27 protein-coding genes and 5 pseudogenes are annotated in these 26,094 nt (G+C 68.3%); 17 read left to right on the top strand and 15 right to left on the bottom strand.

Annotation, left to right across the window (positions count from 1 at the left end; translation table 11 throughout):
* Nucleotides 1–5: 5 nt before the first annotated feature.
* Nucleotides 6–155: a hypothetical protein gene (locus IPI43_27760; protein MBK7777864.1), complete on the bottom strand. Its 150-nt coding sequence runs from the start codon at nucleotides 153–155 to the stop codon at nucleotides 6–8.
* A 172-nt stretch (nucleotides 156–327) separates the two neighbouring features.
* On the opposite strand from IPI43_27760, the gene IPI43_27755 reads away from it, so the two are divergent.
* The 12 genes and pseudogenes from IPI43_27755 (at nucleotide 328) to IPI43_27700 (ending at nucleotide 10,725) form a co-directional block, all read left to right on the top strand.
* Nucleotides 328–879, top strand: a complete 552-nt coding sequence (locus IPI43_27755; protein MBK7777863.1) for a carboxymuconolactone decarboxylase family protein — start codon at nucleotides 328–330, stop codon at nucleotides 877–879.
* A gap of 89 nt (nucleotides 880–968) precedes the next feature.
* Nucleotides 969–1,595: a pyridoxamine 5'-phosphate oxidase family protein gene (locus IPI43_27750; GenBank protein ID MBK7777862.1), complete on the top strand. Its 627-nt coding sequence runs from the start codon at nucleotides 969–971 to the stop codon at nucleotides 1,593–1,595.
* Entirely contained in the window at nucleotides 1,592–2,497 is a 906-nt protein-coding gene (locus IPI43_27745) for a serine/threonine protein kinase (GenBank protein MBK7777861.1), read from the top strand. Before IPI43_27750 ends, IPI43_27745 begins: the two co-directional genes overlap by 4 nt.
* An 11-nt stretch (nucleotides 2,498–2,508) precedes the next feature.
* Nucleotides 2,509–3,189 (top strand): hypothetical protein, encoded by a 681-nt coding sequence (locus IPI43_27740; GenBank protein MBK7777860.1) that lies wholly within the window; start codon nucleotides 2,509–2,511, stop codon nucleotides 3,187–3,189.
* An 89-nt stretch (nucleotides 3,190–3,278) separates the two neighbouring features.
* Complete coding sequence (locus tag IPI43_27735) at nucleotides 3,279–4,304, top strand: hypothetical protein (protein ID MBK7777859.1); 1,026 nt, start codon at nucleotides 3,279–3,281, stop codon at nucleotides 4,302–4,304.
* Nucleotides 4,305–4,958: 654 nt separating this feature from the next.
* Nucleotides 4,959–6,713 (top strand): pyruvate, water dikinase, encoded by a 1,755-nt coding sequence (locus IPI43_27730; GenBank protein ID MBK7777858.1) that lies wholly within the window; start codon nucleotides 4,959–4,961, stop codon nucleotides 6,711–6,713.
* 654 nt (nucleotides 6,714–7,367) lie between these two features.
* The gene (locus IPI43_27725; protein ID MBK7777857.1) at nucleotides 7,368–7,724 is read left to right on the top strand and encodes a hypothetical protein; all 357 of its coding nucleotides are present in this window, start codon (nucleotides 7,368–7,370) and stop codon (nucleotides 7,722–7,724) included.
* Between the two features lie 5 nt (nucleotides 7,725–7,729).
* Complete coding sequence (locus tag IPI43_27720; protein ID MBK7777856.1) at nucleotides 7,730–8,407, top strand: hypothetical protein; 678 nt, start codon at nucleotides 7,730–7,732, stop codon at nucleotides 8,405–8,407.
* A gap of 559 nt (nucleotides 8,408–8,966) precedes the next feature.
* Complete coding sequence (locus IPI43_27715; protein ID MBK7777855.1) at nucleotides 8,967–9,275, top strand: hypothetical protein; 309 nt, start codon at nucleotides 8,967–8,969, stop codon at nucleotides 9,273–9,275.
* A gap of 131 nt (nucleotides 9,276–9,406) precedes the next feature.
* A pseudogene (locus IPI43_27710) lies at nucleotides 9,407–9,739 on the top strand (transposase family protein).
* Nucleotides 9,740–10,040: 301 nt separating this feature from the next.
* A pseudogene (locus IPI43_27705) lies at nucleotides 10,041–10,559 on the top strand (transposase).
* Between the two features lie 13 nt (nucleotides 10,560–10,572).
* Nucleotides 10,573–10,725 (top strand): transposase, encoded by a 153-nt coding sequence (locus tag IPI43_27700; protein MBK7777854.1) that lies wholly within the window; start codon nucleotides 10,573–10,575, stop codon nucleotides 10,723–10,725.
* Between the two features lie 79 nt (nucleotides 10,726–10,804).
* Here IPI43_27700 and IPI43_27695 read toward each other — a convergent pair whose 3' ends face one another.
* The 3 genes from IPI43_27695 to IPI43_27685 all read right to left on the bottom strand — a co-directional run bounded on the left by IPI43_27695 (nucleotide 10,805) and on the right by IPI43_27685 (nucleotide 12,091).
* Entirely contained in the window at nucleotides 10,805–11,005 is a 201-nt protein-coding gene (locus IPI43_27695; protein MBK7777853.1) for a hypothetical protein, read from the bottom strand.
* Between the two features lie 331 nt (nucleotides 11,006–11,336).
* The gene (locus IPI43_27690; protein MBK7777852.1) at nucleotides 11,337–11,615 is read right to left on the bottom strand and encodes a DUF4339 domain-containing protein; all 279 of its coding nucleotides are present in this window, start codon (nucleotides 11,613–11,615) and stop codon (nucleotides 11,337–11,339) included.
* 338 nt (nucleotides 11,616–11,953) lie between these two features.
* Nucleotides 11,954–12,091: a hypothetical protein gene (locus IPI43_27685; GenBank protein ID MBK7777851.1), complete on the bottom strand. Its 138-nt coding sequence runs from the start codon at nucleotides 12,089–12,091 to the stop codon at nucleotides 11,954–11,956.
* Nucleotides 12,092–12,354: 263 nt separating this feature from the next.
* Between IPI43_27685 and IPI43_27680 the strand changes: the two genes are divergently transcribed.
* The 3 genes and pseudogenes from IPI43_27680 (at nucleotide 12,355) to IPI43_27670 (ending at nucleotide 16,455) form a co-directional block, all read left to right on the top strand.
* Nucleotides 12,355–13,431 (top strand): membrane dipeptidase, encoded by a 1,077-nt coding sequence (locus IPI43_27680; GenBank protein MBK7777850.1) that lies wholly within the window; start codon nucleotides 12,355–12,357, stop codon nucleotides 13,429–13,431.
* Nucleotides 13,432–13,890: 459 nt separating this feature from the next.
* The gene (locus IPI43_27675; GenBank protein MBK7777849.1) at nucleotides 13,891–15,315 is read left to right on the top strand and encodes a 3-hydroxyacyl-CoA dehydrogenase family protein; all 1,425 of its coding nucleotides are present in this window, start codon (nucleotides 13,891–13,893) and stop codon (nucleotides 15,313–15,315) included.
* Nucleotides 15,228–16,455 (top strand): annotated as a pseudogene (locus IPI43_27670) (thiolase domain-containing protein). Before IPI43_27675 ends, IPI43_27670 begins: the two are co-directional and overlap by 88 nt.
* Nucleotides 16,456–16,523: 68 nt before the next feature.
* On the opposite strand, the gene IPI43_27665 reads toward IPI43_27670, so the two are convergent.
* The 3 genes and pseudogenes from IPI43_27665 to IPI43_27655 all read right to left on the bottom strand — a co-directional run bounded on the left by IPI43_27665 (nucleotide 16,524) and on the right by IPI43_27655 (nucleotide 18,970).
* Nucleotides 16,524–16,832 (bottom strand): alpha/beta hydrolase family protein, encoded by a 309-nt coding sequence (locus IPI43_27665; protein MBK7777848.1) that lies wholly within the window; start codon nucleotides 16,830–16,832, stop codon nucleotides 16,524–16,526.
* Nucleotides 16,789–17,538: pseudogene (locus IPI43_27660) on the bottom strand (alpha/beta hydrolase family protein). The gene IPI43_27665 and the pseudogene IPI43_27660 overlap by 44 nt, the downstream one beginning before the upstream one ends.
* Nucleotides 17,539–17,719: 181 nt before the next feature.
* Complete coding sequence (locus tag IPI43_27655) at nucleotides 17,720–18,970, bottom strand: ISL3 family transposase (GenBank protein ID MBK7777847.1); 1,251 nt, start codon at nucleotides 18,968–18,970, stop codon at nucleotides 17,720–17,722.
* Between the two features lie 329 nt (nucleotides 18,971–19,299).
* On the opposite strand from IPI43_27655, the gene IPI43_27650 reads away from it, so the two are divergent.
* Nucleotides 19,300–19,449 carry a hypothetical protein gene (locus IPI43_27650; protein ID MBK7777846.1) on the top strand — a complete coding sequence of 50 codons (150 nt, stop codon included), beginning with the start codon at nucleotides 19,300–19,302 and terminating at the stop codon, nucleotides 19,447–19,449.
* 105 nt (nucleotides 19,450–19,554) lie between these two features.
* Here the strand turns inward: IPI43_27650 and IPI43_27645 are convergent, their stop codons facing one another.
* The 8 genes and pseudogenes from IPI43_27645 to IPI43_27610 all read right to left on the bottom strand — a co-directional run bounded on the left by IPI43_27645 (nucleotide 19,555) and on the right by IPI43_27610 (nucleotide 24,472).
* Entirely contained in the window at nucleotides 19,555–20,028 is a 474-nt protein-coding gene (locus IPI43_27645; protein MBK7777845.1) for a cytochrome b/b6 domain-containing protein, read from the bottom strand.
* Nucleotides 20,006–20,311, bottom strand: coding sequence for a cytochrome b/b6 domain-containing protein (locus IPI43_27640; GenBank protein MBK7777844.1), 306 nt, complete (start codon nucleotides 20,309–20,311; stop codon nucleotides 20,006–20,008). Before IPI43_27640 ends, IPI43_27645 begins: the two co-directional genes overlap by 23 nt.
* Nucleotides 20,308–20,850, bottom strand: coding sequence for a hypothetical protein (locus tag IPI43_27635; GenBank protein ID MBK7777843.1), 543 nt, complete (start codon nucleotides 20,848–20,850; stop codon nucleotides 20,308–20,310). Before IPI43_27635 ends, IPI43_27640 begins: the two co-directional genes overlap by 4 nt.
* A 112-nt stretch (nucleotides 20,851–20,962) precedes the next feature.
* A complete protein-coding gene (locus tag IPI43_27630; GenBank protein MBK7777842.1) occupies nucleotides 20,963–21,808 on the bottom strand; it encodes an FAD:protein FMN transferase in 846 nt (281 codons plus the stop codon).
* A gap of 249 nt (nucleotides 21,809–22,057) precedes the next feature.
* On the bottom strand, nucleotides 22,058–22,195 hold the full coding sequence (locus IPI43_27625) for a hypothetical protein (GenBank protein ID MBK7777841.1): 138 nt from the start codon (nucleotides 22,193–22,195) through the stop codon (nucleotides 22,058–22,060).
* Between the two features lie 64 nt (nucleotides 22,196–22,259).
* Nucleotides 22,260–22,403: a hypothetical protein gene (locus IPI43_27620; protein ID MBK7777840.1), complete on the bottom strand. Its 144-nt coding sequence runs from the start codon at nucleotides 22,401–22,403 to the stop codon at nucleotides 22,260–22,262.
* A 23-nt stretch (nucleotides 22,404–22,426) separates the two neighbouring features.
* A complete protein-coding gene (locus tag IPI43_27615) occupies nucleotides 22,427–23,638 on the bottom strand; it encodes a hypothetical protein (protein MBK7777839.1) in 1,212 nt (403 codons plus the stop codon).
* A 163-nt stretch (nucleotides 23,639–23,801) separates the two neighbouring features.
* Nucleotides 23,802–24,472 (bottom strand): annotated as a pseudogene (locus IPI43_27610) (response regulator transcription factor).
* A gap of 119 nt (nucleotides 24,473–24,591) precedes the next feature.
* Here IPI43_27610 and IPI43_27605 point away from each other — a divergent pair.
* A partial coding sequence (locus IPI43_27605) for an NAD(P)/FAD-dependent oxidoreductase (protein ID MBK7777838.1) occupies nucleotides 24,592–26,094 on the top strand: 1,503 nt, incomplete at its 3' end.

The raw sequence follows: 26,094 nt of genomic DNA, 5'->3' as shown, positions 1-26,094 counted from the left end.
TTGACTCAGATCAAACGGAGGCGGAGTACGCACCCGATCAAGGTGATCGAAAAGGTGTCGAGGCCCGCCTGCGCGCAGCCCTCTGGCGTCATCGACTCCAGGCGGTACGCCGCGTCGTAGGTATCCGTGCCCACGCCGTTGCCCGCGACGCCCATGACGGCAGGTCACACGAGTCGCTTCCATGCACGGTTCGACTATTGCGTGCGGCGCAATAGTGCAGTGACTCCACCGTCCATTGTTGTTGCTGGTACCGCCACCTAGATTGCCATTCATCCCGGGGCGACGAACTCCAACGCCTCGGGACCCCTCTCCGAAAGGCAAGGTCCCATGACCCGCATCCACACCCCCGAATCGATCGAGTCTTCGCCCGAAGCGTCCCGCCCACTGCTCGAAGCGGTGAAGAAGCAGATCGGATCCGTCCCGAACCTGTTCCGCGTCGTCGGCAACAGCCCCGCCGCGCTCGAGGGCTACCTCGGCCTGAACGGCGCGCTCGGCAAGGGCGCGCTCGATGCCAAGACCCGTGAGCGCGTGGCGCTCGCCGTGGCCCAAGTGAACGGCTGCGACTACTGCCTCGCCGCGCACACCTACGTCGGGAAGAACGTCGCCAAGCTCGACGACGCCGAGATCGCGAAGAATCGTGCGGGCAGCTCGAGCGACCCGAAGGCCGATGCCGCGGTGCGCTTTGCGGTGCGCGTGGTGAGCCAGCGGGGCCACGTCGGCGACGACGAAGTCCGCTCCGTTCGCGAGGCGGGCTACAGCGAGGCCGAGATCGTGGAGCTCGTCCTCCACGTCGCGCTCAACACGCTGACCAACTACGTCAACAGCGTCGCGACCACGGTCGTCGACTTCCCCGCGACGAGCCCCGCACGCGCGGCCTGATCGCCGTGCGCATGGTCCCCCGGTCCGCCGGGGGCGGCGCCCGGCCCTTCCCTCCTCCCTCCTTCCCGCTCTTCTCGCGGAGCTTCACCATGCCACAGCCCTTGCCCATCCCGAGTGACGTCGCGTTCACGGACAGCGTGAAGTCCATCCAAGCGAAGAGAGGCTCGCGTGCAGGCTATGCACGCATGGAGCGCGCCGGAGGCTGGGCGACCCGGATCACCGACGACGTCGCCGAGTTCATCGGCATGCAGACGAGCTTCTTCCTCGCGACGTCCAACGCGGCGAATCAGCCCTACATCCAGCATCGCGGTGGCCCCGCGGGGTTCCTCCGCGTGCTCGGCGACACGACGCTCGCCTTTGCCGACTACCGTGGGAACAAGCAGTACATCACCACCGGGAACCTCGCCGAGAACCCGAAGGTCCACCTGTTCCTCATCGACTACCAGCACCAGCAGCGCGTGAAGATCTGGGGTGAAGCGCGCGTCGTGGACGACGACCCCGCCCTGCTCGCCTCGCTCATGCCAGTGGGGTACGACGCGCGCCCCGAGCAGGTGGTCATCATCGACGTCACCGCCTGGGACGCGAACTGCCCACAGCACATCCCGCAGCGCTTCGAAGCCGAGGTCGTCGCCGCGCTCGTCGCATCGAAGAACGCCCGGATCGCCGCGCTCGAAGAGGAGCTCCGTACGCTGCGGGGCGGGAGCGGGACGCCGTGATCGCGACCCCCAGCGTCGCGGATGCCGTCGTCATCGATGGGCGCTATCGCATCGAAGCGGAGCTCGGGCGCGGCGGAATGGGCGTCGTACACCGCGGCACACAGCTGTCGCTCGATCGGCCCGTCGCCATCAAGCGACTCCTGCACAGCATCGACGACGACGGAACGTCCGTGGAGCGCTTCCGGCGCGAGTCACTGGCCGCGAGTCGCCTCGCCCACCCGGGAATCGTGGGCGTGCTGGACGCAGGCGTCTTCGAGGGCGCGCCGTACCTCGTCATGGAGCTCGTCGACGGCGAGGCACTCGACGATCACATTGCCGGCAAGGGGTTCTTGCCCGTGGCCGCCGCACTGGGGATCGCGGCTCAGATCGGAGACGCGCTCGCGAGCGCGCACGACGCGGGGATCCTGCATCGGGACGTGAAGCCCGCGAACGTCATCCTCGCGCGGGACGGGCGCGCGCGGCTCCTCGACTTCGGCCTCGCGACCCTGGCCTCGGACCGCGACACGCGCCTCACCCGCTACGGCGTGCTGGTCGGTACGCCAGACTACCTAGCCCCCGAGATCGCGCGCGGCGCGGCTCCGGATCCCCGCGGCGACGTGTACGCGCTCGGCGCCACGCTGTACGAGATGCTCACCGGCAAGGTGCCGTTCGAACGCGCGACGCCGATGGCCACCGTGCTGGCGCATCTCTCGGACGAGCTCGTCCTCCCCTCGCGCCTCGTTCCGGGGATCGACGACCCCGTCGATGCGTTGGTCGCCGAGCTCATGGCCCGCGACCCCGCCGAACGCCCCCGTGACGCTCGACGCGCCGTCGAGCGGATTGGCGCGACGCTCTCGCGCGCACGCCGCCTGACCGAACGTGACCTCGACGCCGTGCTCATCGCGGCGCTCGCAGGAGATTGAAGGAGCCCACCATGTCACTCGCCGTCGAATCCAAGCCTCATGCCGCCTATGTCGAGCGCCTTCGCCGGAGGCTCGCGAAGCCCATCATCTCGCCGAAGGACGCCCGCGACGGCGTGCTCGAGTGCTTCGTCGCCACCTATCACGAAGGTCTCTCGGCGGGTCTGCAAGGCGTGCTCGGCGTCGAGACGGGTCCCGACGAGGTCGCGCGGCTCGCGGCCGGGATGTTCCGCAAGCGACTGGCGAACCACGGCTCGACCTTCGAGGAACCGTCCGTCGAAGCACTCGCGCGGGTCAAGGCCGAGGTCGACGAAGAACTCCACTTCGGGAAGCTGCCTATCGAGATCCAGGCGACGCACGATCGCGTCTGCGATCTCCTCCTCGCGAAGGCCGAAGGATCGCTACCGCACGCGGGCGATCACTCATCGGTGGTGGGCCCGCGCGCAGCGGCCTCCACGGCGCCGACGCTCACGCGCGAGCCCGTCCAGCCGCCGCCAGTGCTCCGTCCCCTTCCTCCGCCACTGGCCGCCGGCGCCACCGCGTACCCGGCAACGCCGCTCCGCGAAGCGGTCGCGACGCTCTTCGAGGAGCTCGCGGCGTGGACACGCAAGGGCCGCTCGATGACCGACGTGCATGCCCGCCTCGCGAAAGCCGCGAGGCTGATCGACACGGTCCAAGAGCTCGAGTCGCCATAGAGCGCCGTTGGGCGCCAGTGCAGGCAGCGCGACGCTCGGCCGCGGGAACGTGTACTCTGTACACCGGCCTTCGACCCCCAGCGAGACCCATGACCGCCGCCACCCCCAGCCTCGCGGAGCTGACCCAGTTCGGCATCCGCCCTGCCGACGAGCACGCGCACCCCTTCGACGCCGCCGATCCCACGTGGAACGAGTCGCTCTTCTACGACTGGTACACGCCCGACGGCGGCCTCGCGGGGCACCTGCGCATCGGCGTGATGCCGGGGCAAGAGCGCGTGTGGTTCTGGCTCTACCTGTTCGACGGGGCGCGCTGGATCGCGGTGGACGAGGCGCGGCTGCCGCTCGCGGGCTTCGACTGGGAGCGCTGGTCGTACCGCATGGCGGGGCTGTCGTTCGAGCGCGAAGTGGTGGAGGAGCTGCTGCACAACCGCGTGCGTGCCCGCGCCTTCGGGCGCGTCATCGCCGGGCCGGGCGTGGGGCGCGTGCTGCCCGTGTCGGTGGACCTCGACGTGTTCGGCATCGGCGCGTGCCACAGCGTGGGCGACCGCGGCGTGGACGGGCACTCGCACGACGAGCTGAGCGCGCTGCGCTTCGAGCAGCCCACGCGCATCACGGGGCACTTCAGCGTGGACAGCCAGCGCTTCGAGGTGGACGGGCGCGGCGAGCGCGACCACAGCTGGGGCCCGCGCATGTGGAACATGACGTGGCGCTTCCTGGTGCTCAACGGCGAGAGCTTCCGGATGCAGGCGGTGACGGTGGCGTTCGGCGACGCCGAGCCCGACGAGGAGCCCATCATGGTGGGCTACCTGAGCCACGCCGACGGGACCGCAGACATCGACACGGTGCGCTTCGACCTGACGTTCAGCGACGACGCGCAGCAGCCCTTCAGCGGACGGGTGCACGCGCGCTACGAGAACGGCACCGAGGTGGCCGGCAGCATCACGTGCGTGACCGCGTGTGAGATCGATGCCACGCACGCGTTCTCGCCACCGCAGCCCTCGCGCTACGAGCGCGCGCTGGTGCGCTTCACGCCCGACGAAGGCGGCGCCGCGTGCCTGGGCTGGCTGGAGGTCAACCGCTTCCTGCAGCCGGTCGTCTTCGAGGACGAGGCGTGAGCGCGCCCTTCTGCTTGGCCATCGCCGACACGGCGGGGCAGCCCGTGGGCGGCAAGGCCGAGGGGCTGCGGCGCCTGCTCGAGCTCGGGCTGCCCAGCTCGCCGGCGTTCGCGCTGGTGGGCGCGAGCGTGAGCGCCGAGGGCGCGGGCCTCGATGACGCGACCTTCGCGGAGGTGCTGCGCCACTACGAGGCGCTCGGCGGTGGCGCGGTGGCGGTGCGCTCCTCGGCCCTCGGCGAAGACTCGGAGGACGCGTCCTTCGCGGGGCAGTACGAGACCATCCTGAACGTGGTCGGCGCGGACGCGCTGCGGGCCGCCATTGGCGAGTGCCTCTCGAGCGCCCGCAACGCCCGCTCGGCGGCCTACCGCGAGGCGCGCGGCGAGGTCACCGACGTGACCATGACCGTGGTGGTGCAGCGCATGGTGGACGCCTTCGCCGCAGGCGTGCTGTTCACCGTGGACCCCGTGAGTGGGCGCCGCGACCGGCTGGTGATCGACGCCGTGCGCGGCCTAGGCGAGGCGCTGGTGAGCGGCGCGGTGACGCCCGACCACCTGAAGCTGGATCCACGGAACGGCATTGTGGAGCGCGACCAGCCTGGCCCCGAGCCGGTGCTGCCCGGACACCACGCTGCAGCAGCTGGCCGAGCACGCGCGCATGGCCGAGCGCGCCGTGGGGGCGCCGCTCGACCTCGAGTGGGCCGTGGACCACGACCACCGCGTGGTGTTCCTGCAGGCGCGCCCCATCACGCACCTGGCGGCGGACCCGCGCGCGCTCGACATCATTCAGCGGCCCAGCGACTTCTACACCAAGTGCAACATCGGCGAGATGATGCCGGGCGCCATCACGCCGCTCACGCGCTCGCTGACCGCGCGCGGCATCGACGTGTCCATGCAGCGCATGTACGTGCAGTGCGGTGCGCTCGAGCGGGTGGCGCCCGAGTTCCGCTACGTGGCGGTGTTCAGCGGGCACATGTTCCTGAACCTCAGCGAGGTGCTGCACATCAGCACGCAGGTCGCCGGCTCCACGCCCGAGCAGGCGTGCCTGGCCATCTGTGGGCAGCGCGTGCCGGACGCGGAGGCCGCCCTGCCCCGGCCGGCCGGGCCGCTGGTCCAGTACCGCAACCTGGTGCGCTATGGCTCGTTCATCCTTGGCGCCGGTAAGCGCGTGCCCAAAATGCGCGCCCAGGTGGACGAGCTCGGCACCGTGGCCGAGAGCGTGCGCTTTGCCAACTCCGCGCGCGCCGCGTGGCGGCAGATCGACGGCGCCCTGCCCGTGTGGTGGGACATCTTCACGCACCACTTGGCGTGCTCGTCACCGGCCGGCGCCATGGCGCCCATCCTGCTGCGCGTCACCGCCAAGAACGAGCCCCCCACCGCCGAGGACATCGCGCGCGTGGCCGAGCTGCTGAGCGGCGCCACCAACGTGGAGAGCGCCGACATCGCCGCCGGGGTGGACCGCATCGTGGACGCGCTGGCCAAGCACCCCCACGTGAGCGCGCGCTTCACCGACGCGGAGCCGGAGGTCGCGCTGGCGTGGCTGCGCAGCACCGACGCGGGCCGCGCCCACGAGCTGTTCGAGGCCTACCTCCTGCGCCACGGGCACCGCACGGTGCGCGAGCTGGAGCTGCACCAGCGCGACTGGGCCGACGACCCGTTGCCGCTGCTGCGCTCCATGAAGAGCGCCCTGCGCGGTCGCACCGCCGGCACACAGCCGGGGAAGCGCGCGCACACCACGGGCGAGCCGCTGACCCGTGGCCTCAGGCTGCTGGTGGCGCGCGCCCACGACGCCGTGCGCCTCCGTGAGACCACCAAGTCCTTGCTGGTGAAGGCCGGGCAGCACCTCAAGCACGCCTACCGCGCGCTCGGCACCGCCATGCACGCCGAGGGCCTCTTGCCCGACGCCGACGCGGTCTTCTTCCTCACGCACGAAGAGCTGCCCGCGTGCCTCGCCGGTGACACGCAGCTCGCCACGCTCGCGGTGGCCCGCCGCAAGACCTACGCCTACCAGATGGACCTGATCTTCGAGGAGATCTTCGTGGGCCGCCCCGAGCCCGTGCGCCCCGTGTTCGACGCTGGCGACGGCGTGGTCATCGGCAAGCCCGTCAGCGTGGGCATCGCCCGCGGCAAAGCGCGCGTGGTGCGCACCCTCGAAGAGGCGAGCGCCGTCGAGGCCGGCGAGATCCTGATCGCGCCGATCACGGACGTGGGCTGGACGCCCTACTTCGGGCTGCTCGGTGGTCTCGCCACCGACGTGGGCAGCGCCGTGTCGCACGGCGCCGTGGTGGCCCGCGAGTACGGCGTGCCGTGCATCGTGGGCACGCAGCACGGGACCAGCATGTTCCGCACAGGCGACCGCGTGGAGCTGGACGGAAGCACGGGCCGGCTGCGGCTGCTGGGGCCGGACGAGTAGCGCCATTGGCAGTCAGGCAGCTTTGGTCTACGGTTCTGCGCCCAGGAGAGACGATGACTGCAGGTTCCCTCAACGCGCAGTCTGCGCCTTTCACGGTAGCCCTCGCATCCGCGCTCGTGGCCGCGGCATTGGGTCTGCTTGTCGCCGCAGCGCTCGACATCCCCATGTTGGCCATGTCGCGACCGCCGGCCTGCCACGCTCCCATGTTCCTGGTCTTCGCGGCCTGCGCGGGTGTTCTCGCCATGAAGGGTCACCGGCGCGTAGCGTGGGGGCCGTACCGCTCGCCGTGGCGTTCCTCTACGCTTGGTTTGCCGGGACCCAGGTTGGTAGGCGCCACCTCAAGCGCGGCGAGGACCTTCGCCGTGGTGGCGTTGAGGAAGAACTTGCAGATGTCCGCCTTCGCCGCGAACGGCAACTTGCGGGATTACGACCGCGCCGCGAACAGCGCGTCGTGTGTCGACCTCCCCGAACGAAACGCATGCCAGTACGGCCCCTCGTGTACCGATAGGGCGGGGCCCATCGCCGTCGCAATATCGGCCAGCAACGAAAGTGTGCAAGACCGCTGTGTTGTGGGGCTCTGAGCGTGGTATCAACTCGGGGACATGGAATTCCATAGCGACACAGTGCGAGACAGCCTTGCAAGTTGAGGACCAAATGTTTCAGATTGACGAACAAAACGGTAGCAGGGTCGGTACTCTTTCTAGTTTCGGTGGCACTCAAACGTTTCGCAATGCGTCTCAGATGCCTCAGTTCAGCGCGCGGGAAGTCGCCGGGACCACACAGTATTATTCGCCCACCGGGATGCTGATGGGTAGCTCAAGGGCTTTCGGAAACACGCGCACCTTTCAAAATGCGACCGGCATGGTCACTCGGCGTGACGTTACTCAAGGGGACACCAGCAGCAGCTATGGCCCGAGCGGGATGCTCATCGGGAAGAGTTCGACTTTCGGCGGCGTCACGCGCTTCCAAAATTCGGTCGGCATGACCACCATGACCGCTCGCAAGGTCTAGCAGCGGTGTTGCCCGCGGACCGACAGAAGCTCGCGTTGGCGGCCGACCCACTGGAAGCCGACACGCGAAAGGCATTGGAGAAATGGTTTGTCGCCGAGTCCGCTTTTCTCGAATTTTTTGAGGAGTTCGAGGAAGAGGGCGTGTACCCCGACCGACTCGGCAAGTGCAGCGTCGCTTCTCCGCGGCAACACCCGGAGCTCCACGGAGCAGCTAGCGAGGTGGCGGACGTGCTAGGCATCACCGTGCCCGACATCTTTGTGTACGAGAGTTACTCGCACGTGTGCGATAGCGAGGGGATGCGACGACCGCGCCTTGAGATATCGGCACGCATTCTTCGCAACTACACCGACGACGAACTCAAACACGTTGTCGCCAAAGAGATGTACCACATCTACGCGGGTCACCTTCGGCTGGAGGTCATGGCCGAGAAGATGCTCGGCCTCATCGCCGCCGTACCGAGCTTGCCCGGAATCGCCATGATTCGGCAGTTCGGTGGTGCAGCCGCGTTCGATCTGATCGGGTTCAACGTTCGCAATACGGCCTTTCGCTGGTTTGAGCGAGCATGCTTCTCGGCAGAAAACTTCGCGACGGCGTACGTCGGAAACATCGGAGCGAGCGTCGACGCCACGCTACTGGGCGTCTTGAATGAACGAAGCCTTGTCAGCGCCTTGTCTCTTCCCTGAGTACCTTGCAGGCCGGGGCCATTGAGGCTTGCCAGGGGCCAATGGCGACCCTGGAAAAGATCAACGAGGTGATTCCCTATGGGCCCCATCGTATTCAGAACATGCTGCGTTTCATCGCGTCCGACGGCGGGGCCGAGCTCTTCGAACACTGCCGCGCTGTCAGGGGAGGCTAGGTATGGCGTGGAATGACAAGTTGAAGGAGCTGGGTCAGAGCATCGCGGGCGGCGAAACCGCAGTGGCTCCTGAGTCGCCGCCGGCCGAGGCGTTCAACGAGGCCCGAACGGGGTCATGCGCTCCGCGTTGACCGGCGCGGCGTCCACCATACTCGCCGGCTCCAAGAAGGCGATGGACCTCGTCCTGTCGCGCTACCGGCCGGACATTCGCGCGGATATTATGCTCGAAGCGAGGCACATTGAGCAGCTCTTGCGACCGAAACCGCCTAGGAAACGTCCCGCGGGGACACTTGGCGGTCATCGCAACCCATCACCCCCAGACGCTGCCTCAGGCACGTGAGCTCGCTGCGGAGATGGCCCGGCAAGAGGGGGCCGACCCGCGAGCGGTGGACTACGTGCTGCACGTGATAGACATGGCCGAGCGCGCCGCGGCCGCGGACCCGAGCGTTGTCGAAGTCGTGATGCGCACCGTCACCGAAGACGCCTCCTTCAACCATCCGCTAATCGCGCCCTTCATGGCGCGCCAGTGCTCCCGCCGAGAAGAAGCGAGTGAGTGGGCCGCTTGGTGGGCCCAGCGCGCAATGTACTTTCGCCCGCTCGACGCCGAGATGCTGAGCATCCTCCAGAGTCGGACCTCTGGGGCGGTGGGGGAGATCTGCGCGCAGCTTCGCGGGCTGGCCCTCACCCGCACCTAGCTGCGGCTGTCAACCACCTACTCGGCCGCCGAGCAGGCAGCCGCGTAATCCCATTCACGCATTGCCAAGGAGAGGGGCGGTGGCAGGTGCAGGCGCCGTGCGGGGCGCAGAGTGCACGTCACTTGCCGGTCATGCGGGCGCTTCCGGGGTTGGAGTGGAATTGGGGTCTTGATCGGGTGACCCAGAGGGGCGACGCTCGGCGGCGTGAACGACGTCGAACTCTATCAGGCGGTGCTTGGCATCCAGGCGCCATGGAAGGTCACGAAGGTGGAGCTGGCGCTGACGGACGGTCGCGTGGACGTGTGGGTGGAGCACCCGCGCGGACAGAAGTTCCGTGCCCCGACTGCCAGACGATGTGCCCCATCCACGACCACACGCCGGCGCGAACGTGGCGCCATCTGGACACGTGCCAGTACCGGACGCTGCTGCACGCGGGGCCGCCACGCGTCCGCTGCGAGGAGCACGGCGTTCGGCAGGTGGTCCTCCCATGGGCGGAGGCCAAGTCGCAGTTCACGCTGCTCTTCGAGCGGTTCGCGATCGACATGTTGAAGGCGACCGACATCGCGAAGGCCGCCGCCATCCTGCGCATCAGCTGGACGAGGCCATGACTATCAAGCGACGGGCGGTGGCGCGCGGCCAGGCCCGCCGAGCTGCCACCCCGTCCGCGCCCACGCGCGGGGCGTCGACGAGAGTCTCCCGGCAGGGGCAGTGAGTACTTCACGATCGTGTGCAACCTCGACACCAAGACGGTGGAGTGGATTGGCGATGGAAAGGACGGGCCCACCCTCGACGAGTACTGGAAGCGCCTTACTCCAAGCGACCTCGAGGCAATCGAGTGCGTCGCCATGGACATGGGGAAGGCCTACATCAGCTCGACGCTGCGCAGTGTCCCCGACGGGATTCGCAAGATCGTCTTCGACCGCTACCACGTCATGCACTGCGCCACCGCGGCGGTGGACCAGGTCCGCCGCAACGAGCATGCAAGCCTCACCCGGCAGGGAGACGTCGCCACTCGCGAAGACGCGCTACCTCTGGCTGTACAGCGAGGAGAACCTCCCCGACCGACACGTCGCCCGCTTCGAAGACCTCAAGACCAGCGAGCTGAAGACCGCCAAAGCCTGGGCCATGAAGGAGCTCCTGCGTCACCTCTGGGAGCACACCAGCAAGCCTGCCGCGGGTCGCTTCCTCAGCTCCCCTATTCGCTCGCTCAAGGCCATGAAGCTCCCGCCGCTCAACAAGCTCGCAAGCACCCTGGCAGACCATCGCGCGAACATCCTTCACGTACATCGACCACCGCGTGACCAGCGCCGCCTGCGAGGGCATCAACTCCGTCATCCAGGAGCTCAAGCATCGCAGCCGCGGCTTCCGCAACCGCGAGAACTTCAAGACCGCGATCCTCTTCCAACTCGGCGGACTCGACCTCCATCCCGCTCTACCCCCTCAGCTGTGACCCACACGAACCCCGGAAGCGCCGTCATGCGGGGTAGCGCTGGCAGTCTGGACCGTTTGTGTAACACCGTGAAGGCCCACTACGCGGGTGTGAGAACCGAGCTGATACGGTTGTGATCCTCGAAGAGCTTCACTGCTTGAATAATCAAGGGAATGATGCCCACACAGAGAAACAGACCGAGGAAGTTACCGAAGAGCCAGTACCCCTTCAGCGCCTCGCTCGACGTGAGCTGCACATTGAGACTGTTCTGCGCGACCACCGCGGTCCGTGCGTCGAGCATCTCGCCGAGTGCCAGTGTCCCGCGATGATTTGTCCGATTAGAAGAATGATTCCAACCGGTAAGAAGCCGATCAGAAAACGATGGTAGGCAACCAGAGCCCAATGTACAGCCAGAAGTAGAGGTCGAAACTCTTCCCGGTCCCGGGGCGGCCGCTTGGTACTGACGCGCACTGGAAGAACACGACGTTCCGTAAATCCCCAGCGTCGCGACCGACAGCACCATGGTCGTGACGATGTCGACGGGGGTCAGTCGTGAAGCCACCCGACGCGCATACTGTGGCGCCGCCGGTGCTGGGACGATGGCGCGGCCTGGCGGTGGCGACGCCCAGACGCTAGGGGCGCTGCTCACGCCTGTTGGCGGCTGTGCCGAAGACGCAGGCGCGATCTGCCCGGAGGGGCTCTAGTGGCGGTGGAAGTGGATGCAGCGGCGGAGGTCCCGCGGCGGCCGCGAGTTCAGGTAAGGACGTCCACGTGGTCCATGACGGCATCCCGGCTTTCCATACGCGAGTCTGCTCACCGAGGTGCCCCGCGCGAGCGGCGCTGAGCAGCGTCTCAAGAGGTACCGGACCCGTGGATTCGCCGTGTTGCTCGTAGTACCAAACATTGGTCATGAGTGCCTCCACACCACCTGCAGGGAATGCCGAGAACACATGCCGTGCCCCGCGCGCGGAACTGTACACCACCGCACGTGTACCCGCTACGGGTTCGGTGGGTGCCGGTCACCTGCTGATCACGCGTCATAGCGGAGACTTCTCAAAGAGTCCCTGGGAGTCCCTGGCAACGCGTCCATCGGCCCCCAGCGCCGGAGGCACTCGTTCGTGACGAGGACCTCGAGTGGAGGGATGGTGTTGGCTTGAGTGATTCGGTCGGCGATGAACGCGGTGGGGCTGATGCCGAGCTTGCGCAGGGTGCCGACCGTGGACTGCATGGTGTCCCACGCGTGGAGCCCCTACTCGGAGTGTGGTCCGAAGCTGACGTCGCGCTTGCGACTGCGTGCGCGGGCCTTGGCGCCTCGCTCTTGACAGTTGTTCTCGGGCAGCACGAAGGGGTGCCCGAGCACGGTGAGGAGATCGTCCTTGTGTGACACGGTCGTCAGCACCTGTCGGCGCACGTCCGCGTCACCGCATCGCTCGGGGTCGAAGAGGCGGTCGAAATCGGCGGCGGCTGCTTCGATGGGCTTGGGAGCTTCTTGGAATGCTTTGATCCTGCTGTACAGTGACCTCGCACACGCACGACTGTAGGTGGGGGGGGAAATCACACAGCAGTTGCCTCTCGCCACTTCTCTGGCCGACGCTGGCCGCTGCGCCTCTCCTACTTCGCCTTACCCCACCATTGGTCTACCCTCCGCGCATGCCGACGCTCGCCTTCACCGATCCCCGCCAAGACCTCGCCGCCTGGGCCAACCGCCTGTCCATCAGCCGCGAGGCCGTCGAGATCTACGCGAAGAGCGATGTGATCGACCTGCACCTCGACACGTTCATCTGGACGCGCATCTTCGGCTACGACCTCGGGAAGAAGCACGGCGAGGGCTTGCTGGGTCGCCACTTCTACAGCCACTGCGACTTCCCGCGCGCCATGGAGGCGGGGCTCACCGGCGGCGTGTGGCTGATCACCACCAACCCGTTCTTGCCCGCCAAGGTGCGCCGGAACCTGTTCTTCAAGAACCTGCGGCGCTTCGAGGGCGAGTTCGCGAAGTACCCCGACGTCTTCCGCATCGTGCGGACCACGGCGCAGTACCGCGAGGCGCGCGCGGCCGGGAAGCACGGCGTGTTCCTCGGCGTGCAGGGCGGCAACTGCCTCGACTACGACCTCACCGACTTCGACAAGCTGGACCCGCAGCACGTGCTGCGCATCACGCTGGTGCACTTGTCCAACTCGAGCCTGGGGACCACCAGCTCGCCAGCGGCGCGCCTCGGGGGCAACGACGGGCTCACCAACCGGGGCCGTGAGTACATCGAGGTGCTGAACGCGAAGAAGATCTTCCTGGACCTCGCGCACATCAGCCGGCGCGGCTTCTTCGACGCGGTGGCCGTGCACGACAAGACGCAGCCCCTGATGGTCACGCACACCGGCATCGCGGGCGTGTACGAGCACTGGCGCAACATCACCGACGAGCAGCTGCGCGCCGTGGCCGACACCGGCGGGTGCGTGGGCGTCATGTTCCAGAGCGGCTTCCTCGCCAAGCGCGGCGCCACGGTGGAGACCGTGGTCGATCATCTCGAGCGCATCGTGAACATCGCGGGCGAAGACGTGCCGGCCATCGGCACCGACTACGACGGCGCCATCTCCCCGCCCCCCGACCTGCCCACCATCCTGGAGCTACCGCGCTTGGCCGAGGCCATGCTGCGCCGAGGCTGGTCGGCCGAGCGCATCCAGAAGATCCTGGGAGGCAACTTCCTCAGCACCGTGCAGCGCCTCCGCGGCTGAGCGCAGTCAGCTGAGCGCAGTCAACGGCACGAGACCGGGGTCCGAGTACCCTTGGTAGGCCCGCCCCCAACTGCACCACGATCTAGTCCGCCCGAAGGGGGGACTTTCAGGTCGCCCAAGCGTGGTTTGCTGCCCCCGGCTTCCAGCCGGGGTGCCCATGGCACCGGTCCCAGTTGACCCATCCGGCCCGCCTTCCTGATCGCCCAGATCCCCGGATCCCCCGAGATCCCCGCGCGAGATCACGGCCCCACGCGCGTTTTGTAAACAGCGTGTAAACTGCCGTCACAGGCCTACCCGGATAGTGTATTTCGTTACTCGGGGTTGACGTCTGCACCCTGACGCGTCACGTTTCGGGCGTGCGCTGGTAAATCTGTAAACAGCGCCCCAACCCCCCGGCTCGCGCGAATCGACCCCTCACAGGGCGGTAACAAACGGGCCCCATCAAGGAGCAAGAAGCTGGTGTCCACCTCGACGCAATCCGCGCAGAACCTGCTCGCGTCCCGCAAGCTCAACCACGTCGTCGTGCTCGGCGCGAACGGCACCATGGGCTTCGGCAGCGGCGTCCTCTTCACCCAGGCCGTCCCCCGCGTGACCTTCCTCGCGCGCACCAAGGAGAAGGCCGACCAGGGGCTCGCCGCGGCGAAGGCCATGGTCCGCTCCAACACCGTGTCGCAGCGCGTGGACACCGGCGGCTACGAGGACCTCGAGAAGGTCTGCGCCGACGCCGACCTCATCTTCGAGGCCGTCACCGAGCAGCTCGCGCTCAAGCAGGAGTTCTTCGCCCGCGTGGACGCCGCGCGTCGCCCGGACTCCATCGTGGCCACCGTCACCAGCGGCCTCAGCATCAACACGCTGGCCGAGGGCCGCAGCGAGTCGTTCCGCAAGAACTTCCTCGGCCTGCACTTCTTCAACCCGCCCAACGTCATCGTGGGTACCGAGCTCATCGCGAACAAGGACACGGACCCCGGCCTGCTCGACTTCATCGAGGCGTACTCGGAGAAGAAGCTCGGCCGCACCATGATCCGCACCCACGACACGGCGGGCTTCGCCGGTAACCGCGTGGGCTTCAAGGTGCTCAACGAGTGCGCCATCCTGGCGGAGCAGCACGGCCCCGCGCTGGTCGACAAGATCGTCGGCCCCTACACGGGCCGCGCGCTCACGCCGCTGGCCACCGTGGACCTCGTGGGCTGGGACATCCACCGCGCCATCGTGGACAACATCGTGGCCCTCACCAAGGACGAGGCGCACGACACGCTCAAGCTGCCGAAGTACATGGCGGAGCTCATGGACAAGGGCACGCTCGGCAACAAGAGCGGCCGCGGCTTCTTCATGCGTGACGGCAAGCGCAAGCTCGCGCTCATTCCCGGCACCGACCGCTACCAGCCGGTGGACGAGATCAAGTTCCCGGACCTCAGCTACATCGCCGAGATCGCGGAGCTGCACCGCATCGGTCGCTACGACGCCGCCATGGCCGCGTTCGTGGCCGCCAAGGGCCCCGAGGCCGACCTCGCGCGCAAGGTCATCTCTGGCTACATCAGCTACTCGTTCCACCGCGTGGGCGAGTGCACCGACACCATCACGGGCATCGACCTCATCATGGGCCAGGGCTTCAACTGGGCGCCGCCCAGCGTGCTGGTGGACACCATCGGCCTCGCAAGTCGGGCGTCCCCGTGCCCGCCATCTTGGCGAACGCCGCGCCGGGCACGCGCTTCTTCAACCACCCCACCATCAACGTCGGCAAGTTCTTCGTCGCCGGCTGAGCGTCGGTTCCACCAGCAGAGAAGGAGAAAATCGAGATGTCCAAAGAAGTTTATATCCTTGGTGGTTACCAGACCGACTTCGCCCGCAACTGGAGCAAGGAGCGCAAGCACTTCGTGGCCATGATCCGCGAGTCCGTGGCCGGCGCGCTGCGTGACGCGAAGGTGGCTCCGGAAGAGATCGAGAGCGGCCACGTGGGCAACTTCGCCGCGTCGCTCTACGCGAAGCAGGGCCACATCGGCGCCTTCTTCGTGGAGGCCGACCCGGCCTTCAGCGGCCTGCCCACCGGGCGGCATGAAGCGGCGTGCGCGTCGGGCAGCATCGCGCTGCTCGCGGCCAGCGCCGAGATCGAGGCCGGCCGCTACGACGTGCAGTGCGTGGTGGGCGTGGAGCAGATGAAGACCGTGAACGCCTCCGTGGGCGGCGACTTCCTCGGCACCGCGGCCTGGTACGAGCTCGAGGCCAAGGGCGTGGAGTTCCCGTTCCCGAAGCTCTTCGGCAAGCTGGGCGACGAGTACGACAAGCGCTACGGCCTCAAGGACGAGCACCTCGCCGAGATCAGCGCCATCAACTACGCCAACGGCAAGCTGAACCCCAACGCGCAGACCCGCACCTGGTACATGAACAAGGAGCACGCCCTGGCGAGCGACGAGTTCAACGGCGCCGTGGGCGGCCGCGTGAAGATCAGCGACTGCTCGCAGGTGACCGACGGCTCGGCCACGGTGATCCTCGCGTCGGCCGCGTTCGCCAGCAAGTGGGCCGCGCGCAACGGCGTGAAGCTCGAGAACATCCCGCGCATCAAGGGCTGGGGCCACAACACGGCGCGCCTGCGCTTCGACGACAAGGTCGCCGAGAGCAAGGACAGCGAGTACGTGCTCCCGCACGTGCGCTCCACCATCACCAGCGCCCGCAAGCGCGCTGGCATCGCGGACGTGTCGGGCATCGACTGCATCGAGACGCACGACTGCTTCACCACCAGCGAGACTGGCCATCGACCACTTCGGCCTCACCCAAGCCGGGTGAGGCTGGAAGGCCGTGGAAGATGGCACCATCGCCCTCGGCGGTCGCTGCCCCATCAACCCGAGCGGCGGCCTGATCGGCGCGGGTCACCCCGTGGGCGCCTCCGGCGTGCGCCAGGCGCTCGACGCCTACAAGCAGGTCACCAACACGGCGGGCGACTACCAAGTGGCCGGCGCCAAGAACGTGCAGACGCTCAACATCGGCGGCAGCGGCACCACCAGCGTCAGCTTCGTCATCGGCGTCTGACACCCGCGCGCAACGCATGAACGAGCCCGCCTCGACTTCGGTCCAGGCGGGCTTCTTCGTTGGCGGCGCTACCCGCGCACGAGCCCGCGGAAGGCGTCGCGCACCGCGCGGCGAATGTGCGCATCGAAGGTGGTGAAGACGTGCGTGTGCCCGCCGCGATAGCGCCGCAGGGACGCGCCGGGCCAGTGCTGCAGGAGCTGGTCGGTCTCTTCCGGGAAGACGAAGCCATCGCGCTCGGCAGCCGCCATCACGATGGACGACCCGGGCGCGGGGGCGTGCAGGTGCCGCGCGGTGGCCTCGAACAGGTCGCCCAGGAACGCGCGTGCATCCGGCCTCGCGCTCGAGGGCAGCGAAGTCCACCGCCCAGGAGAGCGCACCGTCTAGGTACACGCTGCGCGGAGAGCGACCCGCCGCCACGGGCACCACGGCCAGGGGCTGCCCGAACGCACCGGCGGCCAGCGACACCATGAAGCCCCCCATGCTGTAGCCCACCAGGCCCAGCGGCTTGTGCTGAAAGCCAGGGCGCTCACGCAGCGCGCGCAGCAGCCCCAGCGTCTCCAGCACGGACGCGTGGTTCATGTGGAACTGCTCGTAGACCGTGGGCAGCCGCGCAGACGGCTGACCCGGCCGGCGCCGCGCGCCGTAGAACGGGTTCTCGAGCACCAGCACCTCTAAGCCCTCGCGCACCAGCGGCGCCAGCAGCTTCACGCGGCGCGCGTAGCCCTCTTCACCACTCGCGGCCATGGCGATGCAGAGGGGAGCGTCCCGCGACAGTTCGCCCTGTTGCGTGAGCAAGAGCGCGCGGCCCCGGCGCACGGAGTCCTCGAAGCGCGGATCGACCGCGCCTGAGTGCCACGAGACCTCACGCTGGTTGAGGCCCTTCGTCGATCGCGGCTGAAAGCGCTGACGCCCTGTCAGGAATGGCGATTGTTTGATGGCCTCTTCGAGGAAAATTCCGTGTGTAACGTCGAAGAGCGCGGATGCGTCGCGCATCCGTTCGAGGGCATCCACGTCCCCAAAGCCCGCCGCAAACATCTTTTTGCGCGAGAGAAAGCGGCCCGTCGCGCGGTCGACCCAGTGCATGGTCGGCGAAGATACTCGGCGGGGGCTCGGCGGTCGAGGTGGTGTTGATTGCACGGAGACCCTACCCCCCACCGCAACTCACATGGCATACTCGCCGCCGGGGAACATTCACACATCATCTCGGGGGTATCGCATGGATTTGGTCAATGGACTTTGGTGGCGCTTCCGGGGTTCGTGTGGGTCACAGCTGAGGGGATAGAGCGGGATGGAGGTCGAGTCCGCCGAGTTGGAAGAGGATCGCGGTCTTGAAGTTCTCGCGGTTGCGGAAGCCGCGGCTGCGATGCTTGAGCTCCTGGATGACGGAGTTGATGCCCTCGCAGGCGGCGCTGGTCACGCGGTGGTCGATGTACGTGAGGATGTTCGCGCGATGGTCTGCCAGGGTGCTTGCGAGCTTGTTGAGCGGCGGGAGCTTCATGGCCTTGAGCGAGCGAATGAGGGAGCTGAGGAAGCGACCCGCGGCAGGCTTGCTGGTGTGCTCCCAGAGGTGACGCAGGAGCTCCTTCATGGCCCAGGCTTTGGCGGTCTTCAGCTCGCTGGTCTTGAGGTCTTCGAAGCGGGCGACGTGTCGGTCGGGGAGGTTCTCCTCGCTGTACAGCCAGAGGTAGCGCGTCTTCGCGAGTGGCGACGTCTCTCCCTGCCGGGTGAGGCTTGCATGCTCGTTGCGGCGGACCTGGTCCACCGCCGCGGTGGCGCAGTGCATGACGTGGTAGCGGTCGAAGACGATCTTGCGAATCCCGTCGGGGACACTGCGCAGCGTCGAGCTGATGTAGGCCTTCCCCATGTCCATGGCGACGCACTCGATTGCCTCGAGGTCGCTTGGAGTAAGGCGCTTCCAGTACTCGTCGAGGGTGGGCCCGTCCTTTCCATCGCCAATCCACTCCACCGTCTTGGTGTCGAGGTTGCACACGATCGTGAAGTACTCACTGCCCCTGCCGGGAGACTTCTCGTCGACGCCCACGCGCGTGGGCGCGGACGGGGTGGCAGCTCGGCGGGCCTGGCCGCGCGCCACCGCCCGTCGCTTGATAGTCATGGCCTCGTCCCAGCTGATGCGCAGGATGGCGGCGGCCTTCGCGATGTCGGTCGCCTTCAACATGTCGATCGCGAACCGCTCGAAGAGCAGCGTGAACTGCGACTTGGCCTCCGCCCATGGGAGGACCACCTGCCGAACGCCGTGCTCCTCGCAGCGGACGCGTGGCGGCCCCGCGTGCAGCAGCGTCCGGTACTGGCACGTGTCCAGATGGCGCCACGTTCGCGCCGGCGTGTGGTCGTGGATGGGGCACATCGTCTGGCAGTCGGGGCACGCGAACTTCTGTCCGCGCGGGTGCTCCACCCACACGTCCACCCGACCGTCCGTCAGCGCCAGCTCCACCTTCGTGACCTTCCATGGCGCCTGGATGCCAAGCACCGCCTGATAGAGTTCGACGTCGTTCACGCCGCCGAGCGTCGCCCCCTCTGGGTCACCCGATCAAGACCCCAATTCCACTCCAACCCCGGAAGCGCCACTTTGGTTGGTTGTTCTTGGAGTGCTCGGCGCGGCGAGCTTGATCATCGCGAAGAAGCCGGACGCGAAGGAACTCATCGACAAGCTGGCGCCCTATCAGGGCTGGATTGGCGCCATCTCCGCCATCTGGGGTTGCCATCGGCATCGTGCTCTCGTGCCTCCATTGCCGCACTCGCGACCGTGCCCATCCTCTGGGCGACGGGCCTGGCCAACGCCGTGCTCCTGCTGTGCCTGGGTCTGCTCTTTGGGGTGTCGGCGTCATGAAGACCTTCGTCAAGGACGAGGCGGCCGTGGCCAAGCTGGACACCACCATCGCGAAGCTGGCGCCCAAGCAGGGCATGCTCGGGCTCGTCGCCATCGGCGTGGGTCTCTGGATGATCGTGGCGGGCTTCCTCTTCACCGTCGCCTGATCGCGCATCGCGGCTCGCTGGCTCATCCACGCGAGGGGAACGCTCCGCAGCGATGCCCTCGCGTGCATGTGACCCATTTCAAACGAAGCACCGTGAACTGCGGGCTCAGTCGTCGTCTTCCTCCTCCTCCGCTTCCTCGGCGCGAGTGGCACTCGGCTCGCCTGCGCCGCCGCCTCCGCCCTCGGGGCCTTCGCCCAGCTGCAGCCGCGCGCCCACCAAGGGAAGAGTGACGGTGCGCGTCGCGGCATCGTAGCCCTGCACCAACAGCCCTGCCCACGCGGCGGTCAGCACCAAGAAGACAGCGGCAGCCAGTGGATGTACCGACGGGATGGCGGCCTCGGGCTCACCCTCCTTGTAGCCACTCACCATGCTGGCGGTGATGTTCTCGCGGTGCCGGAGCGTGTGCCAGGTGACGCCCGCCACGTGCGTGACCACGACCGCCAGCAGCGCATAGGCGAGCACCTCGTGCACCTCTTCGAGGGCTTCGTTGGAGGACATGAGAGCGCCGCTCACCCCCAGCCCGAGCGTCAACCCGAGCATGGCCCAGATGGCCACGCTAGAGCCCGGGTTGTGCCCCAGGTAGCGTTTTCCCTCCCCGCTGACGGTGCCCCTTCACGTAGGCGATCACGTCGCTCGGGCCGAAGGCGAACGAGCCGAAGCGCGCATAGCGCGAGCCGATGAAGCCCCACACCACGCGCAACACGACCAGGAGGCCCATGACCGCGCCGAGCAGCATGTGGACCACGAAGGTGGAGCTGTCGTCGTCCACCACGTTGGCGATGGCGAACGCTGCGACGAACGAGCCCGCCAGCAGCCAGTGGAAGAGCCGAGTGGGGAGGTCCCAGACGAGGATGCGTTTCATGATGCAGGTCCAACTTTCGAGGTTGAGGGAAGAAGGCGGAGCAACACGCGCTGCACGAGGGCCACTACGAGCACGGCTCCCGTGCCGACGTAGAGCGCACGCACGGCTAGGAGCTGGGTCTCGCTGCCCGCGAAGATGCCGTGAGCGAGAGCCAGCAGGTACGTGCCGAACGCGGTGGCGTGGATGGCGCGCCAGACCACCTTCGGGATGCGGTCGGCCAGGTAGGTAGCGACTCCGAGGCTGACCAGCCCGTAGAGCGCCACGGTGCCGAGGGTCACCGGCGCGGTGAGCTTCTCCGCCACCCCGGGCACGAACACGGCCAGCGGCGAGATGCCCGAGTGGGGGTCACCCACCACGGTGAGGACATGGAGTCCCGTGGCACTGAGCGCGACGAGCGCCCAGCGACTGTGCAGCTGGAGCACCGTGGCACGGTCGAGCAGTCCTCCCGCCCCGCGGCTGGCCACCAGCACGCCGAACAGCGTGGACAGCCAGAGCGCCACGTACGCCAGCAAGCCGAGGGCACGATCCGCCCACCACATCACGGGCACCCCGGCGCGGCGAGCAGCTCCACCAAGGGCGCCATGGACAGCACGGTGGCAGCGCCCAGGGCCGCGAGGGCGAAGCGTTGGACCCACACCGGGAACGCGCTCTTCATGGCGCGTCGCTCCAGTTGGGCGTGGTGTACCAGGCGCCGCTCGACGCGCGCATGGCCGCCTGGTAGCCGGGCCCCGTGAGAAGCGGCAGCTGACCAGAGGGGTCGACCAGCGCCGCCGTGGCGAGGGCGTCGGCGGTGGTGGCGTTGGGCGCGACCACCGTGACGGTGTCGACGGGGGACTCCGCCGGGAGGCCGGTGCGGGCCGAGAGGATGTGGTGCGCGTGCTGACCGTGCGCCGACTGCCAGCACCGCCCTCGCGTCGATGACGTGGCCACGGCACCATCGCGCAGCAGGACGCTCAGGTCGTCGTCCAATCCGATGGGCCACTCGGCGCCGCGCACCGCGATGTCACCGCCGCCGTCCACGAGCACCGCCTCGGCGCCCGCGACGACGAGCCCGTCGAGCACCCGGTCTACCGTCCAGCCCTTCGCGATGCCGCAGAGGTCCACGCTGCCGGCGCCTTCGAGCCGCACGCGGTCGCCCTCGATGATCACGTGGAGCACCTGGGCGTCCGCGCCGCGCCATGACCCCGCCGGGCTCATCACGTCGGCAAACGGGCGGTCATAGCCGAGCGACGCGAGCTGGGCTCCGAGGCGCGGATCGAAGGCCCCTCCGGTGTCGCGCCAGAAGCCCATGGCCTCGTGCAGCACGGCGGCCAGCACGGGGTCGCTCGCCTCGCGGTCGCGGTTGAGCCGCGAGACGGCCGAGTCGGGCAGGAAGCGGGAGAGTCGCCCCTCCACGTCGCGCACCAGCCGCTCCGCCCGATTCATGGCCTCGGCGCCGCAGCCGTCGGCGAGGATCGTCCAGTCGGTCCCCATCGCGAGAAACGCGTGCTGCTTCATGACGCCCTCGTGCGACGCACCACCACCACGCGGCGCGTGGGCCGTGGCGCCGGTTGCAGCCCGGGCACCGGTGGCGCGTCGGTCACGTCGGCGCTGACCGTAGCGAGCTGGACGGCTTCTTCCTGCACCGCCGGGGCGAGCCGCGCGTGCTCCCGGTCCACGCTCGAAGCCAGCAGGTAGCCGCTGCCGAGGACCAGCGCCTAGAGGGCGATGACCGACAGGTCGACCAACCGCTTCTGCACCTCGCGCTCAGTCATCATCGTCATGGTGGCCACCTCGTTCTTCGCGGTCTTCGTCGTCGTCCTCGTGCTCGTTGTTCTCGTGCTCGTCTTCCTCGTCGTCGTCATCGTGACGATCGCCCGCGCGCGCCGGTTCGTCGACGTACACGTACTCGACCGCCGGCTCGGGTGCGGAGGCCGACGCCCCGACCGATGCGGGGTCCCCCGGTAAGTCATGGATAGCCGAAGTAGGTTCGGCTGTCGTGACTTGGGTCAACGAGGGCGGGCGTGACGCTGGAAGTGGTGACGAAGGCGATCAGGGCGGCCGCTACGGCGAGTCCTGCGAATGCATATGCGAGAGCCAGGTGCTTGTTCATCGGAACCTCCTCTTGGTTCGCCCCTAGCTTGCGGCGCCGAGATTGGAGGACGATGAGAGCGACCTTAGACGTCGCTGAGCGCTGCCGGGAGACGCAGCGTGAGACGCGCCCGCAGCCCCCCGAGGGGCGAGCGCTCGAGCACACAGTCCCCACCGTGCCGGCGCGCCACCTCGCGCGTGATGCTGGAGGCCGAGGCCGAGGCCCTGGCGGTCCAGCTCGCGCGCCCTCCCGCCGCGCACGAAGCGGTCGAAGAGCACCTCGCGCTCGCCCTCCTCCACCCCGGGGCCCGCGTCGTCCACCGTGAACTCGGCGAAGTCGCCGCGCCGAGCCACCTGCAGCACCACGTCTCGACCGGGGGCATGGCGCGCCGCGTTCCGCAGCAGGTTGCCGAGCGCCGCCTCCACCAGCGAGCGGTTGGCTTCGATCTCGGGGTCGTCCTCGAGCTGCACCGTGACCGTGTTGCCCGCGGCGCGCAGGGTGGCGCTCTCGGCGGCGAGCGCGTTGGACGCCACCTCCCCCGCGCGCATCAGCTCGTGGCTGCGCCCGAGGTCGCTGGCGTCCACCCGCGAGAGCGCGGTCAGCCCCTCCACCAGCTGACGCAGGCGGAGCACGTCGTCGCGCATGGAGGTGAGCACCTCCTGATAGGCCTCGGCCGAGCGCGGGCTGCGAAGAGTGACGTCCAGCTCCCCGAGCATGGCCGTGACGGGCGTGCGCAGCTCGTGGGCGGCCTCCGCCGTGAAGCGGGTCTGGGCGCGATAGGACCGGTCGAGGCGCTCGAGCAGGCCGTTGATCGCCACCAGCAACGGCTGGATCTCGACCGGCGCCTCCTCGTCGAGGCGCTGGTCAGCCCCGAACCCGGTCACGCGGCTAGCGCGCTCGCGAGCGCGGTCCACGGGCTCGAAGGCGCGCCGCACCGCGTGGAGCTGCACGAACGTGGCCACCAGCGCCGCCATGGCCGCGAGGAGCGCGTAGACGCCTGCGAAGGGGCCGACGCTGCGCGCGAGGGTGACTACTGGCGCTGTGGCCGCCGCCAGCTCCTCGCGCTCTTCGTCCTCGTCGCCCTCCACCTCGAAGGGCAGCAACACCATGCGCTGGTCTCCCACGGTGACGTGCAGGGGAGCCTCGGCGCGCAGCGCGGCCCGCGCCAGTGAAGCCGGGACACGGCGGTCGCTCGGCGCGACGATCCACGCGTCGATCGGCGCGCGGCTGTGCTCCACCTCGACCTCGACGTCCACCTCGGGATGCGGGCACGTCCGTGCGCGGCGATGAGCAGCGCCTCGTCGAGCGCGCTGGTCTCCCGCCGGTGCAGCACCATGGCAGTGGCCACACCCACCAGGACCAGCGTGGCGCCCAGGATGGCCGTCCCCCCGAGCGCGATCTGCTTCGAGATGGACGCGCTCATCGGGGCTTGTCGTCCAGCACGTAGCCCACGCCGCGCACGGTCTGCAGCAGCTTGTGGTCGCAGCCCTTGTCGATCTTGGCGCGCAGGTAGCTGATGTACACGTCCACCACGTTGGTGCGTGGGTCGTGCGACATGTCCCAGACAGCCTCGAGCAGGCGGGTGCGCGAGAGCACCTCCCCGGCGTGCTCGGCCAGGTAGCGCAGCAACGCGTACTCCTGCGCCGTGAGGTGCAGCTCCCGGCCCGCCCGGTGCACTCGCCGGCTCGGGAGGTCGATGCTCAGGTCCCCCACCTGTAGGGTGCCCGCGCTGGGCACCCGGCGTGTCACCGCGGCGATGCGCGCCAGGAGCTCCCCGAACTCGAAGGGCTTCACCAGGTAGTCGTCGGCGCCGCCGTAGAGCCCCTCCACCTTGTCCTCGGTCTGGTCGCGCGCGGTCAGGCAGATCACCGGGGTCGCGTCGCCGTGCTGGCGCATGTCGCGCACCAGCGTGAGCCCGTCGCCGTCCGGCAGCATGCGGTCGACCAGCATGAGGTCGTACCCGAGCGCGCGCCTCGGCGCGGGCCGCCGAAAGCGTGCGCCGCCACCTCCACCTGGTGGCCTTCTTCGCCGAGGCCACGCTGGAGAAAGCCCGAGATCTTCGCGTCGTCTTCGACCACCAGGATGCGCATGGAGTCAGCTCGGCTCGACCCGTGTCGAGACGCGCATGAAGCACGTTTTCGCCGCAAATGGAAAGCCTGGAGGCGCGCGCTCTTGCCAATCGCGGTGGGTAGCGAGAGCCTGAGACACGATGACCACCCGCAGCGCCGCCATCTCCGCCGTGGACCACGACGTGGTGATCGTGGGCGCCGGCTTCTCGGGCCTCGGCGCCGGGATCAAGCTACGCGAAGCGGGCATCCACGACTTCGTGATCCTGGACGCCGCCGACGGCGTGGGCGGCGTGTGGCGCCACAACACCTACCCGGGTGTCGCCGTCGACATTCCGTCGGCCACCTACAGCTACTCGTTCGAGCCCAACCCGGGCTGGACGCGCGCCTTCGCGCCGGGCAAGGAGCTGCGCGCCTACGCGGAGCAGTGCGCCGACAAGTACCAGCTGCGCCCGCACTTGCGGCTGAACACGTACGTGGAGCGCGCCGTGTTCGACGAGGCCCACGACCTCTGGCGCGTGCACACGAGCGCGGGCGTGATCACCACCCGCTTCCTGGTGGGCGCCGTGGGGCCACTCGACAAGCCGCGCATGCCGGACATCGAAGGGGTCTCGAGCTTCGCTGGGCAGGTCATCCACACCGCGCGCTGGGACCATGGCGCGGACCTGCGCGGCAAGCGCATCGCGGTGATCGGCACCGGCGCTTCGGCGCTGCAGCTCATCCCCGAGATCGCGGAGGAGGCCCAGCAGCTGGACGTGTACCAGCGCACCGCCATCTGGGTGCTCCCCAAGGTGGACTTCGCCATCGCGCCCCAGGTACGCGCGCTGTTCGAGGCCGCCCCGCCCACGCAAAAGCTGATGCGCCTGATGACCAGCGCCGCCACCGAGGTGATCATGGTGCTCGGCGTGGTGCACCACACCACCTTCCCGTTCTTGGTGCGCAACATCGAGCGGGTGTGCCTCGAGCACCTGCAGCGCCAGGTGAAGGACCCCGAGGTGCGCCGCAAGCTCACGCCGCGCTACTCGTTCGGCTGCAAGCGGCCCTCGTTCTCCAACCGCTACCTCCGCACGTTCAACCGCCCGAACACCGAGCTGATCACCGAGCCCATCGCGCGCATCACCGAGCACTCGATCATCACGCAGGACGGCCGCGAGCGGCCCATCGACACGCTGATCCTGGCCACCGGCTTCAAGGTGCTGGATCTGGGGGCCATGCCCGCCTTCCCCGTGGTGGGCCTCGGTGGCGTGGAGCTGGGCGCGTTCTGGGACCAGCACCGCTACCAGAACTACGAAGGCATCTCGGTGCCGCAGGCGCCCAACTTCTGGCTCATGAACGGGCCCTACTCCGTGACCGGCGCCTCGTGGTTCAGCATCATCGAGGCCAACGTGCGGCACATCGTGCGCTGCATCGGCGAGGCTCGGCGGCGCGCCGCCACGCGCGTGGTGGTGAAGCAAGCGCCCCACGACGCCTACACCGAGGAGATGCGGCGCCGCATGGAGAGCACCATCTTCACGCAGCCGGGCTGCGCGGGCTCCAACAGCTACTACTTCGACAAGCACGGCGACTCGCCCTTCGTGCGCCCGCACACGGGTCTGCGGCTGTGGTGGCAGAGCGGCCACTTCGACCTCGAGGACTACGCCTACTCG

It is taken from the genome of Sandaracinaceae bacterium, from assembly GCA_016706685.1.
Taxonomy (GTDB): Bacteria; Myxococcota_A; Polyangia; order Polyangiales; family Houyiibacteriaceae; genus JADJJE01.
This window is presented reverse-complemented; position numbering and strand designations above follow the sequence as displayed.

What these genes read in the sequence shown, in the direction of transcription:
- IPI43_27760 (MBK7777864.1), bottom strand. Translation starts at nt 155, where the DNA reads ATGGGCGTCGCGGGCAACGGCGTGGGCACGGATACCTACGACGCGGCG.
- IPI43_27755 (MBK7777863.1), top strand. Translation starts at nt 328, where the DNA reads ATGACCCGCATCCACACCCCCGAATCGATCGAGTCTTCGCCCGAAGCG.
- IPI43_27750 (MBK7777862.1), top strand. Translation starts at nt 969, where the DNA reads ATGCCACAGCCCTTGCCCATCCCGAGTGACGTCGCGTTCACGGACAGC.
- IPI43_27740 (MBK7777860.1), top strand. Translation starts at nt 2,509, where the DNA reads ATGTCACTCGCCGTCGAATCCAAGCCTCATGCCGCCTATGTCGAGCGC.
- IPI43_27735 (MBK7777859.1), top strand. Translation starts at nt 3,279, where the DNA reads ATGACCGCCGCCACCCCCAGCCTCGCGGAGCTGACCCAGTTCGGCATC.
- IPI43_27730 (MBK7777858.1), top strand. Translation starts at nt 4,959, where the DNA reads ATGGCCGAGCGCGCCGTGGGGGCGCCGCTCGACCTCGAGTGGGCCGTG.
- IPI43_27725 (MBK7777857.1), top strand. Translation starts at nt 7,368, where the DNA reads ATGTTTCAGATTGACGAACAAAACGGTAGCAGGGTCGGTACTCTTTCT.
- IPI43_27695 (MBK7777853.1), bottom strand. Translation starts at nt 11,005, where the DNA reads ATGCTCGACGCACGGACCGCGGTGGTCGCGCAGAACAGTCTCAATGTG.
- IPI43_27690 (MBK7777852.1), bottom strand. Translation starts at nt 11,615, where the DNA reads ATGACCAATGTTTGGTACTACGAGCAACACGGCGAATCCACGGGTCCG.
- IPI43_27680 (MBK7777850.1), top strand. Translation starts at nt 12,355, where the DNA reads ATGCCGACGCTCGCCTTCACCGATCCCCGCCAAGACCTCGCCGCCTGG.
- IPI43_27650 (MBK7777846.1), top strand. Translation starts at nt 19,300, where the DNA reads ATGAAGACCTTCGTCAAGGACGAGGCGGCCGTGGCCAAGCTGGACACC.
- IPI43_27640 (MBK7777844.1), bottom strand. Translation starts at nt 20,311, where the DNA reads ATGAAACGCATCCTCGTCTGGGACCTCCCCACTCGGCTCTTCCACTGG.
- IPI43_27635 (MBK7777843.1), bottom strand. Translation starts at nt 20,850, where the DNA reads ATGTGGTGGGCGGATCGTGCCCTCGGCTTGCTGGCGTACGTGGCGCTC.
- IPI43_27630 (MBK7777842.1), bottom strand. Translation starts at nt 21,808, where the DNA reads ATGAAGCAGCACGCGTTTCTCGCGATGGGGACCGACTGGACGATCCTC.
- IPI43_27620 (MBK7777840.1), bottom strand. Translation starts at nt 22,403, where the DNA reads ATGAACAAGCACCTGGCTCTCGCATATGCATTCGCAGGACTCGCCGTA.